The organism is Streptomyces sp. NPDC058864 (genome assembly GCF_042742985.1).
Taxonomy (GTDB): domain Bacteria; phylum Actinomycetota; class Actinomycetes; order Streptomycetales; family Streptomycetaceae; genus Actinacidiphila.
This window is the reverse complement of record NZ_JBHYMQ010000005.1, coordinates 113,285-131,499: the sequence shown is the minus strand read 5'-3', so window position 1 is coordinate 131,499 and position 18,215 is coordinate 113,285. Positions and strand designations below refer to the sequence as shown.

The window sequence follows — 18,215 nt, the reverse complement described above, 5'->3', positions numbered from 1 at the left end:
ACAGTGGCACAAAAATATCCCACTATGCTGACCGGCATGAGTGAGGGACTGCTGGAACGGCGTGAGGGCCCGGCGGGCGACGGTGCGGCCTCCGAGGCGATGGTCGTGGTCGAGGACCTGGTGCGCACCTTCGGCACCGGGGACACCGCGGTGCACGCCCTGGGCGGGGTCTCCTTCTCCGTGGCGCGCGGGGAACTGGTGGCGCTCAAGGGCCGCTCGGGCTCGGGCAAGACCACCCTGCTGAACATCATCGGCGGCCTGGACCGCGCCGACGCCGGCCACGTCACCGTCGACGGCACCACCCTGAACGGCCTGCCCGAACGCGACCTGCTCGCCCTGCGTCGCGACCGCATGGGCTTCGTCTTCCAGTCCTTCGGCCTGCTGCCCATCCTCACCGCCGCCGAGAACGTCGGCGTCCCCCTGCGCCTGTGCAACACCCCCCGCCGCGAACGCGAGGAACGCGTCAACCTCCTGCTCTCCCTCGTCGGCCTGCAAGGCCACGCCGGACAGCGCCCCGGCGAGATGTCCGGCGGCCAGCAGCAACGCGTCGCCATCGCCCGCGCCCTCGCCAACCGCCCCGCCCTGATCATCGCCGACGAACCCACCGGCCAACTCGACGCCGACACCGGCCGCGCCGTCATGGAACTCCTGCGCGCCGTCGTCCACAGCGAAGGCGTCACCGCCCTCGTCGCCACCCACGACCCCCAGCTCATCGCCCTCGCCGACCGCGTCCTGGAACTGCGCGACGGCCACATCACCACCACCGACTGACCCCACCCCACGCGGCGGCGGCGTGCTTCAGACCGTCCCCGTACGTGGGCCCGGGCCGCCGCGCGTCGGCCGCGGCCCGGCGCGATGCAGTGCCAGGCCGGACCAGCCGACCAGGACGAGTCCCACCGCGGCGAACCCCGACCAGAACAGCAGGGGCCCGTGCCCGACGTCGCGGCGGGCGACGACCCGCTCGGGACGGTCGGCCCGGTAGACGATGGGGAGCCGGTCCCCGTGGTCGACCTGGCGGCGGTTGGTGCCCGCCGGCAGCGGGTGGGTGACCTCGGCGCCCGCCACGGTGAACGTCACCCACAGCCGGCCGTCGCCGGAGCCGTCGTGCGCCTCGTGGACGGTTCCCAGCGTGTGCACGCCGTAGCGCACGGCCAGGGTGTCCCTGGCCGCGGCGGTCAGGAACCAGACGCCCGCGGCGAGGAACAGCACACCGGCCAGCAGGAGCGCCAGGGGATGGGCGGAACCCTCGCGGACGCCCGCGCCCGAGCCCGCGGGAAGACCCGCGCCCGAGCCCGCGGGAAGACCCGTGCCGAAGCCGTGCCCTTCCGTTCCCCGGCCGCCCCGCACCGGTCCGTCCCCTGCGTCCGCTGCCCCCATGACAGCAATTTACGGGAACCAGGAGGCCCAACGGGAGGGGCGGTTCGGGACCCGTGGCGCGGGTGGCGACGCTCCTGGCACCATGTCTGCCCATGACCTCCGGGCCCGCCTTCCGCCTCGTACGCGCCGCGGTGTTCGCGGCCGTGTGCGTGACGGCGACCGGGCTCGGCCACGCCCTGATGTCGCGGGCGGTGCCGGGCTGGGCCGTGGGGTACGCCTTCGCCGCCACGACCGCCGGTGCCTGGTGGCTCGCCGGACGCCGGGAACGCGGCGCCCTCGCGGTCACCGCATCCACGGTCGGGGCGCAGCTCGCGCTGCACGCCTGGTTCGGCCTCGCCCAGGCCTTCGCCGCCGCCCCCGCCGACCCGGGCCCCGCCTACCGGCACACGGCCGCGGCGATGGGCACGATGCCCATGTCCGCTTCCGCCACCGGCGGTTGGACCACGGGCATGGCGGCTGCCCACGCGCTCGCCGCGGTGCTGTGCGGACTGTGGCTGTGGCGGGGCGAGGCCGCGGTGTTCCGGGCCGGCCGCGCCCTGACCGCGTTCCTGCTCGCCCCGCTGCGCCGGGCGGTACGCATCGCAGTGACCCACGGCCGCCCCGCCCCGGGCCGTCCCGCGGTCCTCCCCCGTCCGGTGCGCCCGCCCCGCCGGACGCCCCTGCGGCACACGGTGGCACGCAGGGGCCCACCGAAGCCGGCGATCGCCTTCTGACCGTCCGTCCCGCCCACCGGCGGTGACGGGCGCAGTCCGGCCTGCCCGCGCACGGCACTCCCTGCCGCGCGGCCACGCCGTCCCGCCGCGAAGGCGGACCGACCTGCCGACTTCACCCGCGCCCGCGCCGTGCGCGCCGGGCGCCGATCGGGGATGCACCCATGTCTTCCACGCAGGAACAGACACCGACCGACGGCCACGACGGGGACGCCGTCCCCCCTGCCGTTCCACCCCCTGCCCGGGAACCCGCCGCGGCCCGGCCCGCCACCACCGCGCGGCCGGAGCGTTCCTGGCGCGAGGTGCGCACACTGCTGGTCCGACTGCACTTCTACGCCGGGGTGTTCGTCGCCCCCTTCCTCCTCGTCGCGGCCCTCACCGGCCTCGCCTACACCTTCACACCGCAACTCGACCGGCTCGTCCACGGCGACGTGCTGTACGTCGAGCGGACCGCAGGCGAACCGCGTCCGCTGGCCGAGCAGATCGCGGCCGCCAGGGCCGCCCACCCGGAGGGGACGCTCGCCTCGGTGATCACCCCGTCCGGACCCGAGGACACCACGCGCGTGGTGCTGTCCGTCCCCGAACTGGGCGACAAGCAGCGCACGGTGTTCGTCGACCCCTACACGGGGCGCGTGCGCGGGGAGCTGACCACCTGGTTCGGCTCGACGCCGCTGACGACCTGGCTCGACGACCTGCACCGCAATCTCCACCTCGGGGAGACCGGCAGGCTCTACTCCGAGGTCGCTGCGAGCTGGCTCTGGGTGATCGTCGCGGGCGGGCTCGTGCTGTGGATCGGACGCGCCCGCGGGCAGCGCGCCGCCACGGCCCGCGGCGTGCTGCTGCCGGACCGGTCCGCCCGGGGGGTGCGCCGCACCCGTACCCGGCACGCCGCCACCGGCGTGTGGCTCGCGCTCGGCCTGCTCTTCCTCAGCGCCACCGGTCTGACCTGGTCCCACTACGCCGGTGAGCGCTTCGGGCTGCTCCTGGACGCGGTCAAGGGGCAGGCGCCCGCGCTCGACACCGCCCTGCCCGGCGCGGGGACCGGCGCCGGGGAAGAACACGAGGGACACGCCGGGCACACCGGCGGCCGGACCACGGCGTCGGCCGACCCGGCCGACTTCGACACGGTCCTGGCGGTGGCCCGGGACGCGGGCCTGGGCGGCAGGGTGGAACTGACCCCGCCCGCCGACGCGGCGACCGCCTGGACCGTGGCCCAGGACGACGACCGGTGGCCGGTGCACTACGACCGCGTCGCCGTCGACGCCGCAGCCGGGCAGGTCACGTCCGAGAGCCGCTGGGCAGACCACCCCGCCCTGGCCAAGCTCAGCAAGCTCGGCGTCCAGGGCCACATGGGCCTGCTCTTCGGGCTCGTCAACCAGATCGTGCTGGCGGTGGTGGCACTCGGCCTGATCCTCGTCATCGGCTGGGGCTACCGCATGTGGTGGCAGCGCCGGCCCGTCCGCGAGGACCGCACGGCACCGTTCGGCCGGGCCCCCGCGCGCGGCACATGGCGGCGCCTGCCCGTCCTCGCGCTGGTCCTCGGCATCCCCGCCGTCGTCGCCCTCGGCTGGGCGCTGCCCGTCCTCGGTGTGACCCTGCTCGGATTCCTCGTCCTCGACGTCGTCGTGGGGCTCCGGAGGGGGGTGCGCACCGGCTGACGGCTTCTCCGGCGCCCCGGGCCTGGTGTGCGGCGCGGTTCGTGGCTGCGGTTGGGGTTCTTTTCCCGCCGCCCTCCCTCCCCCAGCCTTCGGCCGGGGACCCCCACAGCGCTCGCGGATTTGCCGGAGCATTCCGTCACCGGCATCACCGCTCGTCTCCCCCAGCCTTCGGCCGGGGGGACCCCCATGGGCGCACCCCGCCACACCCCCTCCTGTCGTATGGGCGACTGACGCCGGAGGGGGGTGAGGAGGCAATCCGGGGTCACCCCGGTTCGCCTTCGCATCCCCCACCGGCCGTCAGCCGCCCCGACCTGTGGAAGGGGGCTCGGCCAGGGGCCCCCTGGCCGAAGGTCGGGGGAGGCCAGTGGTCGGGTGGGGTGCCCAAGGACGTGGGTCTGTGCCGCGAACGCCGAGGAGGTTGACGGGTGTGCTCGGGCCCGGCCGGCGGGGTCGTCAGGGCGTGCCGCCGGCGCCCGCGGCACGTCCCGGCGGCCGGGCCGGAAGGGGCGCCTTGCCCGGGTCGTGGTGTTACGTATAACGTTCGGGCATGTCCCGTATCGCCCTGGTCACCCTCGTCGTCCGCGACTACGACGAGGCCATCGCCTTCTACACCGGCGCACTCGGCTTCGAGCTCGCCGAGGACGAGCCGCGCCCCGGCGGGAGCAGGTGGGTCGTCGTGCGCCCGCCCGGCGGCGGTGCGGGCAGCGGGCTGCTGCTCGCCCGCGCCAAGAACGACGCGGAGCTGTCGCGGGTCGGCGACCAGACCGGAGGGCGGGTCGGTTTCTTCCTGCACACCGAGGACTTCGCGGGCGACCACGCGCGGATGCGTGCCGCCGGGGTGACCTTCCTGGAGGAGCCCCGCCACGAGGCGTACGGCTCGGTCGTCGTCTTCCAGGACCCGTACGGGAACCGCTGGGACCTTCTCCAGCCCGCCGCCACCGCCGACCAGGAGCACACCGCGTGACCGCCCTCGACACCGACCTGATACGCCGGCTCCCCAAGGCCGTCCTCCACGACCACCTGGACGGCGGCCTGCGCCCGGCCACCCTGGTCGAGCTGGCCGCGGAGATCGGCCACGCGCTGCCCGCCACCGACCCGGGGGAACTGGCCGCCTGGTACTACGACGCGGCCAACTCCGGCGACCTGGTCCGCTACATCGCCACCTTCGAGCACACCATCGCCGTGATGGGCACCCGTGAGGGCCTGCTGCGCGTCGCCGAGGAGTACGTGCTGGACCTCGCCGCCGACGGCGTCGTCTACGGCGAGGTGCGCTACGCCCCCGAGCTGCTGGTGCACCGCGGCCTCACCCTCGCCGAGGTCGTCGAGACCGTCCAGGAGGGCCTGGCCGCCGGCATGGCGAAGGCCGCCGCCGCGGGCACGCCGGTCCGCGTGGGGACGCTGCTGTGTGCGATGCGCATGACCGACCGCAGCCGCGAGGTGGCCGACCTCGCCGTCGCCTACCGCGACGCGGGCGTCGTCGGCTTTGACATCGCGGGCGCCGAGGACGGCTTCCCGCCCGCCGACCACCTCGCGGCCTTCGAGCACCTGCGCCGCGAGAACGTGCCCTTCACCATCCACGCGGGCGAGGCCCACGGCCTGCCCAGCATCCACCAGGCTGTGCAGGTCTGCGGCGCGCTGCGGATCGGTCACGGCGTCCGCCTCACCGAGGACATCGTGGACGGCAAGCTCGGCCGCCTCGCGGGCTGGATCCGCGACCGCCGCATCGCGCTGGAGGTCTGCCCGACCTCCAACCTCCAGACCGGCGCCGCCGCCTCCATCGCCGGGCACCCCATCACCCTTCTGCGCGACCTCGGCTTCCGCGTCACCCTCAACACCGACAACCGCCTGGTGTCGGCGACCACCATGACCCGGGAGATGGAACTGCTGGTCACGGAGGCGGGCTGGACGGCCGACGACCTGCGCGAGGTCACCGTCAACGCGCTCAAGAGCGCGTTCCTCCCCTTCGGCGAGCGGAACGCGATCATCCGTGACGTCGTCCTGCCGGGCTACGAGACCGTGCTCACCGCGGGCCGCTGAGCGACGATGGGGGTACCGGGCCGGCTCGGCTCCCGGCCCGGTACCCATTCAGCGACATCGCGGGACGAGCGTCCTTGACGCCGTCCGGCCACGCGTCGGTGCCGCCGCCCCCTCAGGCCCGGCCGGTGCCGCGGTAGAGGTCGAGTTCGCCGTCGAGTTCGAGGGCGAGCACGGTGGCGTACGGGTCCAGGGCGTCGGGGGAGGGCGCGTCGATCCAGGTGACCCCGGGGACCTCGTGGAGCCCGCCGGTCACGTGGTGGCCGAGGACGGCGCCGCTGCCGAGCACGGAGACGCGGCGCAGGCGGTTGCGCAGGCCGCGCACGGCGATGGTCTCGCGGGGGGCGTCGAAGCACACCAGGTACAGGGTGCGGCGGTCGGCCGACAGGGTGCTGGGGCCGTAGTGGTGTCCGGCCGGAAGGCCCGCGACGGTGCCGTACACGGCGTCGGCGTGGGCGCGGATCCAGTCGCCGAGCCCCTCCAGGCGCGCGGTCTGCTCCGGGGTGATGGTGCCGTCCTCGCGGGGGCCGACGTCCAGCAGCAGGTTGCCGCCGGCGCCGATCGTCTCCGTGAGGTAACGGACCAGCTGGCCAACCGACTTGTGGCGGTGGTCGGCGTGCTGGAAGCCCCAGGAGTCGTTGACGGTCAGGCACAGCTCCCACGGCCCGGCGGGCGGTTCTACGGGGATGCCCTGCTCGGGCGTGGCGTAGTCGCCGTGGCTGAGCATGCGCGCGTTGAGGACCGTCTCCGGGTTGGCGGCGAGGATGCGCGCGGCCAGGGCGTCCAGGCCCCACTGCTCCTCGCTGCGCTCCCACTCGCCGTCGAACCACAGCAGGTCGGGGCGGAAGCGGTCGACCAGCTCACCGACCTGGGCGTCGCGGTAGGCCAGGTAGCGTGCCCAGGCCGCCGGGTCCTCCTTGCCGTCCGCGGGGGCCACGAAGCGGCTGGTGACGACGTCCTCCGTCGGCGGGGCGGGGTGGAGGACGCTGGGGTAGTCCGGGTGGTTCCAGTCCGAATGGGAGTAGTAGAGGCCCACCTTGAGGCCCTGTTCGCGCAGTGCCCGCGCGTACGGGGCGATCAGGTCGCGCCCGGCAGGGGTGCGCCGGACGACCGACAGGTCGCCCTGCGCGGTGTCCCACAGGGCGACCCCGTCGTGGTGCCGGGCGGTCAGCACCGCGTAACGGGCGCCCGCGCGGGCGAAGAGCCGGGCCCAGGCGTCCGGGTCGTAGTGGGCGGCTGTGAACCCGTCGAGCTGGCGCATGTACCGCTCGTGGGGGACGTCGCCGTTGTAGAAGGCCCAGGACTCGGGCACGCCGTCGACCGCGTAGATCCCGTAGTGGACGAAGATGCCGAGCTTGGCGTCGGCGAACCACGGCTGCAGGGGCATGGCTGACGGGTCCTCGGGGATCGGGAGGGACGACCACGGGTGCGGTGATACGTCGGAGGAGTCCTGTCCTCCGCCCCGACCCTAAGGGGGATCGGGATGACTGACAAGGAATACCTCCGATGTATCGCCGCACCCGCCACGTGAACGGCTACTTCACCGACCCGGCCATGACACCCTCCACGAAGTGCCGCTGGAAGGCGAAGAAGACCACCAGCGGCACGATCAGCGACAGGAAGGCGCCCGGTGCCAGCACGTCGATGTTGGCGCCGAACTGCCGCATCTGCGACTGCAGGGCCACCGTGAGCGGCTGCGAGCCGGCGTCGGCGAAGATCAGCGCGACCAGCATGTCGTTCCAGACCCACAGGAACTGGAAGATGGCCAGGCTCGCGATCGCCGGACGGCCCACCGGCAGCACCAGCTTCCGGAAGATCGTCCACTCCGACCCGCCGTCCATGCGGGCGGCCTCCAGCATCTCGCGCGGGATCTCGGCGAAGTAGTTGCGCAGCAGGAAGATCGCGAACGGCAGCCCGTACGCCACGTGGAAGAGGACCACGCCCGCGGTCGTCCCGAACAGCCCGACCTCCCGGAACAGCCTGGCGACCGGCAGCAGCCCGATCTGCACGGGCACCACGAGCATGCCGACGACCACCAGGAAGACCCAGTCGCGCCCTGGGAACTCCAGCCAGGCGAAGGCGTACCCGGCCAGTGCCGCCAGGACCACGACGGCCGCCGTGGCGGGCACCGAGATCAGTACGGTGTTCCAGAACGCCTGGGTGATCCCGCTGTCCCCGAGGATCGCGGAGTAGTTGTCGAAGGTCAGCGTCCCGGGGTGGAGCAGCGCGGTCCACCAGCCGGATCCGGCGTTGTCGTCGGAGCTCCGCAGCGAGGAGACGAACAGCCCGGCCGTCGGGGTGAGCCAGACCAGCGCGACGACCGTCAGCAGGACCTGGACGAGCCCGCCGCGCAGCACCGCGACCAGCCGGGCCGCCACGGAGGGACGCCCGGGGGCCCGGCCGGCCGGACCGCCGGGCGGGGTGGTCGGGGCGGGGCGCGGAGCGGTCTGCACGGTCATCGGTTGCTCCTGCGGAAGCGTCGGATGTTGAGGGCCATGGCGGGCAGCACCAGCAGCAGCAGGACGACGCCGATCGCACTGCCCAGGCCCTGGTTGTTGCCGCCGCCGAAGGAGACCAGCCACATCTGCAGCGCCAGGACGTTGGCGTCCTCCAGCACCGGGCCCGGTGCGATGATGTAGACGAGGTCGAAGACCTTCATCACGTTGATCACCAGCGTCACGAAGACCACGCCCAGCACGGGTGCCAGCAGCGGCACGGTGATCCTGCGGAAGATCTGCCACTCGCCCGCGCCGTCCATCCGGGCGGCCTCCAGCGTCTCGCGCGGCAGCGAGGAGAGTCCCGCGCCGATCAGCACCATGGAGAAGCCGGTCCAGATCCACAGGTAGGCGCCGATGATCGCCGGCGTGATCAGCGTCGGGCCGAGCCAGTCGATGCCCGCGTAGGGCTCCGCGAAGTTCTTCCCGGGCAGCCGGACGCCGTACGGGCCGTCCTTCGCGCCCGCGAAGCGGAAGGAACCGTCGTCACCGGTGGTCGTGGTGGCGACGACGGCATCGCCCTTGGTCAGCTCGACGGCCATGTGCGGCAGTCCGCGCTCCTTGGGGTCCACGGCGCCCGGTGTGCCCCCGCCGCCCGGGACGAAGTCCAGGTAGACCACGCCGGTGACGGCGTCGGCGGAGGCCTGCGCGGGCGCCGCCTGGTGGGCCTGGGCTGGGAGGGACGCGGGCGGCAGGCCGACCAGGCCCAGCGTGACGTCCTTGCCCGGCTCCACCCGCGCGACCGCCTGGTAGCCGCCGTCGCCGGACTCCTTCATGACGTCCGTGCCGCGGGGGCGGGCGCCGGGGTAGGCGGAGGAGTCGGCGAAGGTGTCGTGGACGGCGACGGCGACCGCGTTCATGACCCCGCGCTGCGGGTCCTGGTCGTACACCAGCCGGAAGGTGATGCCCGCGGCGAGGAAGGAGACCGCCATCGGCATGAAGATCAGCAGCTTGAAGGCGGTGGCCCAGCGGATCTTCTCGGTGAGCACGGCCAGCACCAGGCCGACGCCGGTGAGCAGCGCCGGGGCGGCCACCACCCAGATCGCCGTGTTGCGGACGGCCTTCAGGGTGGCGGGGTCGCTGAACATCTCCTGGTAGTTGTCCAGGCCCACGAAGCGGTCGCCGCTCGCGTCGAACAGGCTGCGGCCGACGGAGAAGAGGATGGGGTAGCCGACGAGGGCGCCGAGCAGGGCGAGCGCCGGGAGCGCGAAGACGATCGCCGTGATCCGGGCCCGGCGCGAACGCCGCCGGACGGAGGCCGGGACGGCGCCGCCCGCCGGAGCGGACGGCACCTTGCGGGTGAGGGCGGACATGACCCGGCCTCAGCCCTTGTACGCCTTGGCGGCCGCGGCCTCGAGATCCGCCGCGGTGGCCTTCGGGTCCGACGGGTCGCGCAGGAAGTCCTGCAGGATCTTCCACTCGCCCTTGCCGGGCGTGCCGCCGAAGGCGGGCGGGGTCTGGTCGGACATGTCGAAGCGCACCGTGTCACCGGCGTCGACCAGGGACTTGGCGGCCGTCCGGAGGGTGTCGTCCGCGTAGGAGGCCGGGTCCAGCTTCTGGTTGGGGGAGAGGAAGCCGCCCGCCTTCGCCCAGATCTCCGCCGCCTCCGGGGTGGCCAGGTAGGCGATCAGCTCCATGGCCGCCTTGGCGTTCTTGCCGGACTTCAGCGCCACGGCGGCCTCGCCGCCGCCGACGACCGGTGCCGGGCCGCCGTCGACCGAGGGGAACGGGAAGAACTTGGCGTCCTCGCCGACCTTGCCTCCCAGGTCGCCCGAGATGACTCCGCCGACGAAGTCGCCCTCGTAGACCATGCCGGCCTTGGGGCTCTTGCCGAAGACGTGCGCGACGGAGTCCGGGAAGCTGGTGGCCAGGGCGCCCTTGCGGCCGCCCGCGAGCAGGTCGTCCTTGCCGAACAGCTGGGACAGGGTGGTGAGCGCCTTGACGACGGTGGGGTCGCTCCAGGGGATCTCGTGCTGGGTCAGCTTGTCGTAGTTCTCCGGACCGGCCTGGGAGAGGTAGACGTTCTCGAACCAGTCGGTGAGCGTCCAGCCGTCCGAGCCGCCGACGGCGAAGGCGGGCAGGCCCGAGTCGGAGACGGCGCGGGCGGCGTCCAGCATCTCCGCGAAGGTCTTGGGCGGCTGCACGCCGGCCGTCTCCAGCGCCTGCGGGCTGTACCAGACCGTCGACTTGTCGGACGTCTTGAAGTACAGGCCGTAGTAGGTGCCGTCGACCGTGCCGAAGGTCTGCCAGATCTTGGCGTAGTTCTTCTCTGCGGCGCCCTTCACGTCCGGCGACAGCGGCTGGAGCCAGCCCTTGCCCGCGAACTCCTTGAGTACGCCGGGCTGCGGCACCATCGCGACGTCGGGCGAGTCACCGCCCTCGATCTTGCTGCCCAGGACGGTGGCGAAGTTGTCGCCGGTGGAGACGTAGGCCACCTTCGCCCCGGTCTTCGCGGTGAAGCCGTCCAGGACCTTCTGGAAGTTCTGCTGCTCGACGCCGGTCCAGACGGCCGCGACGGTCACCGTCTGGCCCTTGAGCTTCTGGCCGCCGGCCGCCGGTCCGGAGTCGGAGGATGCCTTGGTGTCACCGCCGCAGGCGGTGGTCGCGAGGGCCAGACCGCATATGGCGGTGGCCGCGACGAGGGTGCGCTTCATCGAGGTGGAGTCCCTTCTACGGTGGGGTGGTGCGGTGCTGCGCCGGCCGGTGCGGAACGGTCAGGTGTGCGCCGGGTCGTGGACCCACCAGGCGGCGGCGTTGCCGGGGAGGACCCCGGGCGGGCAGGGGGTGCTGGACAGCAGCGGGTGTCCGGGCACGGGGGCGGGGACCGGCTGGTCGCCGAAGTTCACGGCACAGACCAGGCCCTCGCCGCGGACGAAGGCGAGCACCCCGGGCGGTGCCTCCAGCCAGCGCAGCGTCCCCTCGCCGAGCTGGGGCAGCCGGGACCGCAGGCCGAGCGCCTCCCGGTACAGGTGCCAGAAGGAACCGGTGTCCAGCAGCGCGCGGTCGGCGCTGTGCTCGGCGAACCAGGCCGGCTGCGGCAGCCACGGGCGGGCCGTGCCGCCCCCGGCGGTGAAGCCGAACGGCGAGGCGTGACCCGACCAGGGCAGCGGCACCCGGCAGCCGTCCCGGACGAAGCGGCGGCTGCCGGTGCGGCGGAAGATCGGGTCGGTCAGCACCTCGTCCGGCAGGTCGACGACCTCGGGCAGCCCCAGTTCCTCGCCCTGGTAGACGTACGCGGCCCCGGGCAGCGCCAGCATCAGCAGCGCCGCGGCGCGCGCCCGGGCGGCACCGAAGTGCCCGGTGGGGCCGCCCGCGTACCGGGTGACGGTCCTGACCTGGTCGTGGTTGTTGAGTACCCAGGTGACGGTGGACCCGGTCCCGGCGATGTCCCGCAGCGCCTCGGCGATGGCGGTGCGGAACGCCCCCGCTTCCCAGGGGGCGCTCAGCAGGTGGAAGAAGAAGGCCTGGTGGAGCTCGTCCGGGCGGACGTAGCGGGCCTGTTCGGCCGGGGTGGCGACGGAGACCTCGCCGACCAGCAGGCGTTCGCGTCCGTCGTGGGCGGTGTACTCCTCGCAGATCGCGCGCCACCGCCGCCACACCCCGTGCACCTCGGGACGGTTCCAGGCCAGCGGGTTGACGGAGTCGCGGGTCCGCTCGTCGGCCGCGGGGTCGGGGGAGTCGGGGAGGGCGGGGTGCTTGAACAGGCCCGCCGCCACGTCGATGCGGAAGCCGTCGACGCCCCGGTCCAGCCAGAAGCGCAGCACGTGCTCGAAGTGCTCGCCCACCCGCGGGTCCCGCCAGTTGAGGTCGGGCTGCTCGGGGGTGAACAGGTGCAGGTACCACTGGCCGGGCCGGCCGTCCGGTTCGGTCACCCGGGACCACGCGGGGCCGCCGAACATCGCCCGCCAGTTGTTGGGCGGCAGTTCGCCGTGCTCGCCGCGTCCGTCGGCGAAGTGGAACAGCGACCGGGCGGTGCCGCCGGGACCCTGTTCCAGTGCTTCGCGGAACCACGGGTGGGCGCTGGAGCAGTGGTTGGGGACGACGTCGACGACGGTGCGCAGACCCAGACGCCGCGCGTCGGCCACGAGGCGGTCGAACTCGGCGAGGTCGCCGTAGAGCGGGTCGACGGCCGTGTAGTCGGAGACGTCGTATCCGTGGTCGTGCTGCGGCGAGGGGTAGAAGGGGCTCAGCCAGATCCCGTCGACGCCCAGCTTGCGCAGGTAGGGCAGACCCGCCCGGACCCCGGCCAGGTCCCCGACACCGTCGCCTGTGCTGTCCAGGAAGCTTCGCACGTAGACCTGGTAGACCACCGCGTCGCGCCACCAGGGGCGGACGGCGGTGAGTGCGGGCGAGGGGGCGGCGGCGGTGGAGGAACCGTCCTCCAGAGGGGCTGTGAACACCCGTCACCATCCTGACTGCGGGCGCGCGGACGGACACGACACTGCACGCCGCGCGGGTGGCTCGTTATGCATACATGTTAAGTAGTCATGTCAGGAGGATGTCAACGAAGCTGCCAACAGTCGGCCTTAACTGGGATGTTTTGCGGGGATGTGGGCAGTGGCGGGCCGTACGGAAGGCTCCGCCGATACCTAACATGTATGTATGGCGCGGGTGTGACGCCCGCAGCGGGGAGCCGCGGGATCAGCGGTCCCGCACGATCTCCCGCAGCTCGCGGTCCAGGCGCGCGACGGCCTGCTCCGGAGTCGTGTGCAGCGCCAGCGCGTCCCGGCTCACCGCCGCCACCGCCAGGCTCACCTGCTCGTAACGGGCGCTCTTGGCGCGCGGTTTGGCCGCCCTGAGGCTCTGCTCCAGCACCGGCAGGTACGGGTAACGGCGGACCAGCGCCGGGTCCCGGTACAGATCGGCCCACACCGGCGGCAGCGAGCCCTCCGTGAGCACCTGCCGCTGCACGGACTCACCCGTCATGTAAGCCATCAGGTCGGCGGCCGTCCCGGGGTGCCGCGAGTGCGCGTTGACCGCGAGGTTGGACCCGCCCAGCACGCTCGCGCCCGGTCCGTCGGGGCCGGGCAGCGGCACCGCCCCGAAGCGTCCCGCGATCCGCGAGCCCGGCGCCGAGGCGAGGTCGTACACGTACGGCCAGTTGCGCAGGAAGAGCAGCCGGCCGTCCTGGAAGGCCCGCCGGGACTCCTCCTCCTTGAAGCGCAGGGCCTCGCGCGGGATCCAGCCCTCGCGCACCCCGCGCACCAGGAAGCCCAGCCCCTCGCGGGCGGCGTCGGAGTCCACGGTGACCCGGCTGCCCTCCCCGCCGAGGATCCCGCCACCGGCCGACTGCACGGCCTCGGTGACGTTGACCGTCAGGCCCTCGTACGGCAGGAACTGCCCCGCGTAGCCGCCGATCCGGTACTTGGGGGCGAGGGTCTTCGCCTGCCGCTCCAGCTCGGCCCAGGTGCGCGGCGGGGCCAGGTGCTCGCGGTCGAGGATGTCCTTGCGGTAGTAGAGCAGCCCGGCGTTGGTGACGTACGGGACGGCGTACTGCCGCCCGCGGAACGTGGCGGTCTTCCGCACCGACTCCAGCAGCCGGTCCATCGGCAGGCCGCGCGGGTCGACCGGCGCGATCCAGCCGGCTCCGGCGAACTCGGAGGTCCAGGCCACGTCGATGTTGAGCACGTCGAAGCGGTCGCTGCCGGAGCGCAGGCTGTCGGCCATCTGCGCGCGCACCTCGTCGGCCGCCTCGGGCAGTTCGACGAGCGTCGCCTTCTCCAGGGGGTGGGCACGGTTCCAGCCGTCCAGTACGTGCTGGAGGTAGCCGGTCAGGTCGCGCCCGGTCGCGAGGGTCACCGGGCCCCGGCCCGTCGTGCCCGGCGGGCCGTCGGAGGCGCGGGCGCCCGCGGAGGCGTATCCGGTCAGCAACAGGGCAGCCACGAGCACGGTCCGGCCCGCGGCCCGCGCCCAGCGCATACGATCCTCCAGGTCCCGCTTCCGGCGACGGCGTCGTCCTCCGGAGGGACATGTATACCTGTTGGACATGCGCGATACTAGCCATTGGTGCGAGACGGCCTGCTCACCGATGATCGCGCTGGTGAGCAGCCCCTAACGAGCAGGTAGCCGGGGAGGAGGCAGGACGAGCGTGCGCCTTCCTCTCATGGCACTCCTCGCCAAGGGACCCGCCCACGGTTACGAACTGAAGACGGCCCTTGAGAAGCTTTTCGGTGCTGCCTATCCTCAGCCGAACATCGGCCAGATCTACGTGACGCTGGCGCGCCTGGAGAAGTCGGGACTGATCCGGGGCGAGGACGTCACCCAGTCCGGCCGGCCCAACAAGCGGATCTACGAACTCACCGACGCCGGGCGGGAGGCGGTCGCCGCCTGGTTCGACGAGCCGTCCAGCGAGCCGCGGGTGCGCGACGAGTTCTTCATGAAGCTCGCCCTCGCCCCGGCCACCGGCATGGCCGACCAGGTCTCCCTGATCAACAAGCAGCGCCGCCACTACCTCAACCTCATGCGCGCCATGTCCCGGCTCGCCGCCGGGGAGGACCGGGACGACACCATCGCGCAGCTGCTGATCGAGGGCGCGACACTGCACCTGCAGGCGGACCTCGACTGGCTGGAGCGCTGCCAGGAGGAGCTGGAATGAGAAGGGCCGAGCCGCCTCCCGCGGCGCCGCACATGCTCCGGGTCGAGGGGCTGGTCAAGACGCACCGCGTGGACGGCGGCGAGGTCCGGGCCGTGCGCGGGGTCGACCTGGAGGTGCGGCCGGGTGAGTTCGTCGCCGTCACCGGCCCCTCCGGCGCCGGCAAGTCCACCCTGCTGCACCTGCTCGGTGGCCTCGAACGCCCCGACCAGGGGCGGATATGGCTGGACGGGCAGCGGGTTGACCAGCTCAGCGAGGCGCGCTGGGCGGTGCTGCGGCGGCGCGGCGTCGGCATCGTCTTCCAGTTCTTCAACCTCGTCTCCACCCTCACCGTCGCGGACAACATCGAACTGCCCGCCCTGCTCGCCGGCCGCTCCCCCCGCCAGGTGCGCGCCGCACGCCAGGAGTTGCTGGCCGAACTCGGCCTCACGGGCAAGGAGGACAGCACCCCCGCCGACCTGTCCGGCGGTGAGCAGCAGCGGGTCGCCCTCGCCCGTGCCCTGGTCAACCGCCCCGCCCTGCTGCTGGCCGACGAGCCCACCGGCAGTCTCGACAGCAAGGGCACCCGGGAGGTGCTGCGGCTGCTGACCCGCTGCCACGAACGCGGCCAGACCATCCTGCTCGTCACGCACGACGCCAAGGTGGCCAGCGCCGCGGACCGGGTGATCAGCCTCTTCGACGGCGAGGTCGTCGACGACATCACCCTCGACGCCCCGCCGTACGCCTCGCGTCCCTCCCGCGCCGCCGCCGACGTCGTAAAGCTGCAGGGCTGACCGCCGTGCGCGCCACCGTCCGCTGGGCCCTCGCCGATCTGCGCACGCACCGCGGCCAGGCCCTGTCCATCGTCCTGGCAACCGCCGGCATCACCGGGGCGCTGCTGCTCTCTGTCGCCCTGCTGCTGTACGCGGCCAACCCCTGGCAGCGGATGTTCACCGCCACCGAGGGCGCCCACGTCTGGCTGCGCACGGACGGCAGCGCCGACACCCGTGCGCTGTCCCGGATCGACGGGGTGACCGCGGTCTCCGGACCCTTCCGCACCCTCACTGTCACCGCGCAGCACGGCCGGGAGAAGGCCGCCCTCGACCTGCGGGCCGCCGGCACCAGGCCCCCGTCGGTGGGCCGGCCGCTGATGGACGGCGGGCGCTGGCTGCGGGGCGACGCGAACGACGGCATCGTGCTGGAACGGTCGGTGGCGTCCGCGCTGTGGGCCGAGCCGGGGGACGAGATCAGCGTGACCTTCGACGGACGGCCCAGCACCGTGCGGGTGGTCGGCGTCGCCGGGACCGCCGAACCCCTCTACTCCCCGGGGGACAGCCCCGGTGTCGCCTGGGCGTCGCCCGCGCTCGTGAGCGGCCTCGCCACCGGCCCGGCACGGCCGGGGCAGACGGTGGGGCTGCGGCTGAAGGACCCGGCGGACACCGCCTTCGTCGTCACGCGGGCCGTCGCCGCCGTCGGCCCCGACCGCGTCACCAGCGTCGCCACCTGGCGGGAGGCCCGCGCCGACGCCGAGGGCGACAACCACCTTCTCGGTCTGCTGCTCGGCCTGTTCGGGCTGGCCGCGCTGCTGGCCGCCGCGATCGCGGTGACCGGGGGCATCGCCACCCGTGTCCTGGCGTACGTCCGGGACATCTCGGTGCTGAAGGCGGTCGGCTTCACCCCGGCCCAGGTGGTCCGGATGTTCCTCGTGCAGCACGTGGTGCTGGCCACCGCGGGAGTCCTGCTCGGCTCGGTGGCCGCGGAGACGTTCGCCCCGGGCATCCCCGGACCCATGGGGGACGCCATGGGGCTGTGGCAGGGTCTGCCGCAGTACACCTGGGCGCTCCCCGGCACGGCCGCGGCGACCGTACTGGTCATCGCGGCGGCCACGGTGCTGGCCGCCTGGCGGGCCGGCCGCGTGCCGCCGATCCCCGCCGCGCGGGGGGCCGTTCCGGGACGCCGCAGGCTGTCCGGCGCCGCCCGGGCCGCGCTGCGCCTGGGCACCCCGCCCGCGCTGGTGCTCGGCTGCCGCGGCGTGCTGCACCGGCCCGCCCGCTCCGCGGCCGCCGTCGCCCGGCTCGCCCTGCCGATCCTGATGATCACCGTGGCGCTGGGGACCTGGGCCACCCTCGACCGTTTCGAGCACCACCCGGAACAACTCGGCCAGGCAGGCGCGCTCACCGCCCGCCCCAACGGCCTGACGGACGAGGCGGTCCGGCAACTGCTCGCGGAGCGGCCCGAGATCGCCGCGGTCCACCCGGGCGTCGAACTCCGCGCGCTCGCCCCGGGCCAGTCGCAGTCCGTCACCCTGCGGGGGATCGGCACCATCGCCGACCCCTACCCCTTCGCCGTCGCGGAGGGCCGGCGCCCCGCCGGACCCGACGAGGCACTCGCCGGACAGGGCCTGATCGACGCGCTGCACATCGAGGTCGGGCAGTGGCTCCGGGTCACCGTCGGCGGCACCCCGCACATCCTGCACATCGTCGGACGCAGCATCGAGACCGGGCACGGCGGACGCGTCATCTCCGCCCCGCTCGACGTACTGCGGGCCCAGGACGCCTCCGTCGGGCCTTCCTACTACAGCCTCGCCCTGCGTCCCGGCGCCGACCGGTCGGCGGTGCGCGGCGCCCTCACCGACGCCTCGCACGGCGCCCTGGAGGTGCGCGAGGTGACCGGGCCCGGCGCCGAACTCTCCCCGGTGCGCGGCGTGATCATCGGACTGGTCACCGTGCTCGCGCTGATCGCTCTGGCCGAGCTGTCCACGGCGGTCGGCAACGGCCTCCGCGACCACGCCCGCGACATGCGCGCCTACCGCGCCGTGGGCCTGACGCCCCAGCAGAGCGTGGCGACCGTCGTCACCGGCGTCGGCCTGGTCGTCCTGGTCGCCGCGGCGGCGGGTGTCACCGCGGGGGTGTACGCCTCCGACTGGCTGATCGACCTGCAGGCCGGTGCCAGCGGCGTCGGCGCGGGCATCGCCCAGTCCCCGCCCGCGGCCTCCCTGTTCCTGATCGTCGGGGTGTGCGTCGCGGTGGCGGTGGGCGTCTCCGTCCTGCCCGCGTCCCGTGCGGCGGGGGACCGCAACCCGCGGATGCTGCTCAACGCGCAGTGAGGAGGGGACGCCGGGCCCGTGCCCTGCCGTGCCGGGGGACCGCAACCGGCGGATGCCGCTCAGCGCGCGCCGAGGGGAAGACACCGGGCGCCGTACGCCACCGAACGGGGCCGACGGGCATGATCCTCGGTAAGAATGAAGCACACCGGCCGCCCGGCTGCGCGGTCCTTGACCGTTCTGTCGGCCGTCGTCGATGCTTGCGTTGCGGCACGTGCAGAATGTGCCGTAATGAGAAACGCCCGCCTCAGGGATCCGTACCAGCCG

At 73.5% G+C, this 18,215-nt stretch carries 15 protein-coding genes; 8 read left to right on the top strand and 7 right to left on the bottom strand.

All coding sequences use genetic code 11. The annotated features are described in order from the left end of the window. Positions 1-99 precede the first annotated feature (99 nt). A complete protein-coding gene (locus tag ACFW3D_RS06235) occupies positions 100-771 on the top strand; it encodes an ABC transporter ATP-binding protein (RefSeq protein ID WP_500502159.1) in 672 nt (223 codons plus the stop codon). A gap of 27 nt (positions 772-798) precedes the next feature. On the opposite strand, the gene ACFW3D_RS06230 is transcribed toward ACFW3D_RS06235, so the two are convergent. After that, complete coding sequence (locus ACFW3D_RS06230; protein ID WP_500501935.1) at positions 799-1,377, bottom strand: hypothetical protein; 579 nt, start codon at positions 1,375-1,377, stop codon at positions 799-801. Between the two features lie 92 nt (positions 1,378-1,469). Between ACFW3D_RS06230 and ACFW3D_RS06225 the strand changes: the two genes are divergently transcribed. The 4 genes from ACFW3D_RS06225 (at position 1,470) to ACFW3D_RS06210 (ending at position 5,782) form a co-directional block, all read left to right on the top strand. Next, on the top strand, positions 1,470-2,090 hold the full coding sequence (locus tag ACFW3D_RS06225; protein WP_500501933.1) for a hypothetical protein: 621 nt from the start codon (positions 1,470-1,472) through the stop codon (positions 2,088-2,090). A gap of 161 nt (positions 2,091-2,251) precedes the next feature. Further along, positions 2,252-3,745: a PepSY-associated TM helix domain-containing protein gene (locus ACFW3D_RS06220; RefSeq protein WP_500501931.1), complete on the top strand. Its 1,494-nt coding sequence runs from the start codon at positions 2,252-2,254 to the stop codon at positions 3,743-3,745. Between the two features lie 547 nt (positions 3,746-4,292). Continuing rightward, positions 4,293-4,709 carry a VOC family protein gene (locus ACFW3D_RS06215; RefSeq protein ID WP_500501929.1) on the top strand — a complete coding sequence of 139 codons (417 nt, stop codon included), beginning with the start codon at positions 4,293-4,295 and terminating at the stop codon, positions 4,707-4,709. After that, positions 4,706-5,782: an adenosine deaminase gene (locus ACFW3D_RS06210; protein WP_500501926.1), complete on the top strand. Its 1,077-nt coding sequence runs from the start codon at positions 4,706-4,708 to the stop codon at positions 5,780-5,782. Before ACFW3D_RS06215 ends, ACFW3D_RS06210 begins: the two co-directional genes overlap by 4 nt. A 112-nt stretch (positions 5,783-5,894) precedes the next feature. On the opposite strand, the gene ACFW3D_RS06205 is transcribed toward ACFW3D_RS06210, so the two are convergent. The 6 genes from ACFW3D_RS06205 to ACFW3D_RS06180 form a co-directional block, all read right to left on the bottom strand. After that, entirely contained in the window at positions 5,895-7,166 is a 1,272-nt protein-coding gene (locus ACFW3D_RS06205; RefSeq protein ID WP_500501923.1) for an alpha-L-fucosidase, read from the bottom strand. A 148-nt stretch (positions 7,167-7,314) separates the two neighbouring features. After that, positions 7,315-8,145 (bottom strand): carbohydrate ABC transporter permease, encoded by an 831-nt coding sequence (locus tag ACFW3D_RS06200; protein ID WP_500502157.1) that lies wholly within the window; start codon positions 8,143-8,145, stop codon positions 7,315-7,317. A gap of 89 nt (positions 8,146-8,234) precedes the next feature. Then, positions 8,235-9,587, bottom strand: a complete 1,353-nt coding sequence (locus ACFW3D_RS06195) for a carbohydrate ABC transporter permease (RefSeq protein WP_500501921.1) — start codon at positions 9,585-9,587, stop codon at positions 8,235-8,237. 9 nt (positions 9,588-9,596) lie between these two features. Then, positions 9,597-10,928: an ABC transporter substrate-binding protein gene (locus tag ACFW3D_RS06190; RefSeq protein ID WP_500501919.1), complete on the bottom strand. Its 1,332-nt coding sequence runs from the start codon at positions 10,926-10,928 to the stop codon at positions 9,597-9,599. A gap of 60 nt (positions 10,929-10,988) precedes the next feature. After that, the gene (locus tag ACFW3D_RS06185; RefSeq protein WP_500501917.1) at positions 10,989-12,674 is read right to left on the bottom strand and encodes a glycoside hydrolase family 13 protein; all 1,686 of its coding nucleotides are present in this window, start codon (positions 12,672-12,674) and stop codon (positions 10,989-10,991) included. Between the two features lie 241 nt (positions 12,675-12,915). Continuing rightward, a complete protein-coding gene (locus ACFW3D_RS06180) occupies positions 12,916-14,193 on the bottom strand; it encodes an ABC transporter substrate-binding protein (protein WP_500501916.1) in 1,278 nt (425 codons plus the stop codon). A 169-nt stretch (positions 14,194-14,362) separates the two neighbouring features. On the opposite strand from ACFW3D_RS06180, the gene ACFW3D_RS06175 reads away from it, so the two are divergent. The 3 genes from ACFW3D_RS06175 to ACFW3D_RS06165 are packed head-to-tail and all read left to right on the top strand — an operon-like array spanning position 14,363 to position 17,951. After that, positions 14,363-14,869: a PadR family transcriptional regulator gene (locus ACFW3D_RS06175; RefSeq protein ID WP_026251263.1), complete on the top strand. Its 507-nt coding sequence runs from the start codon at positions 14,363-14,365 to the stop codon at positions 14,867-14,869. Further along, positions 14,866-15,639 carry an ABC transporter ATP-binding protein gene (locus ACFW3D_RS06170; protein ID WP_500501914.1) on the top strand — a complete coding sequence of 258 codons (774 nt, stop codon included), beginning with the start codon at positions 14,866-14,868 and terminating at the stop codon, positions 15,637-15,639. The genes ACFW3D_RS06175 and ACFW3D_RS06170 overlap by 4 nt, the downstream gene beginning before the upstream one ends. A 5-nt stretch (positions 15,640-15,644) precedes the next feature. Then, a complete protein-coding gene (locus tag ACFW3D_RS06165; protein ID WP_500501912.1) occupies positions 15,645-17,951 on the top strand; it encodes an ABC transporter permease in 2,307 nt (768 codons plus the stop codon). The last annotated feature ends 264 nt before the right edge of the window (positions 17,952-18,215 follow it).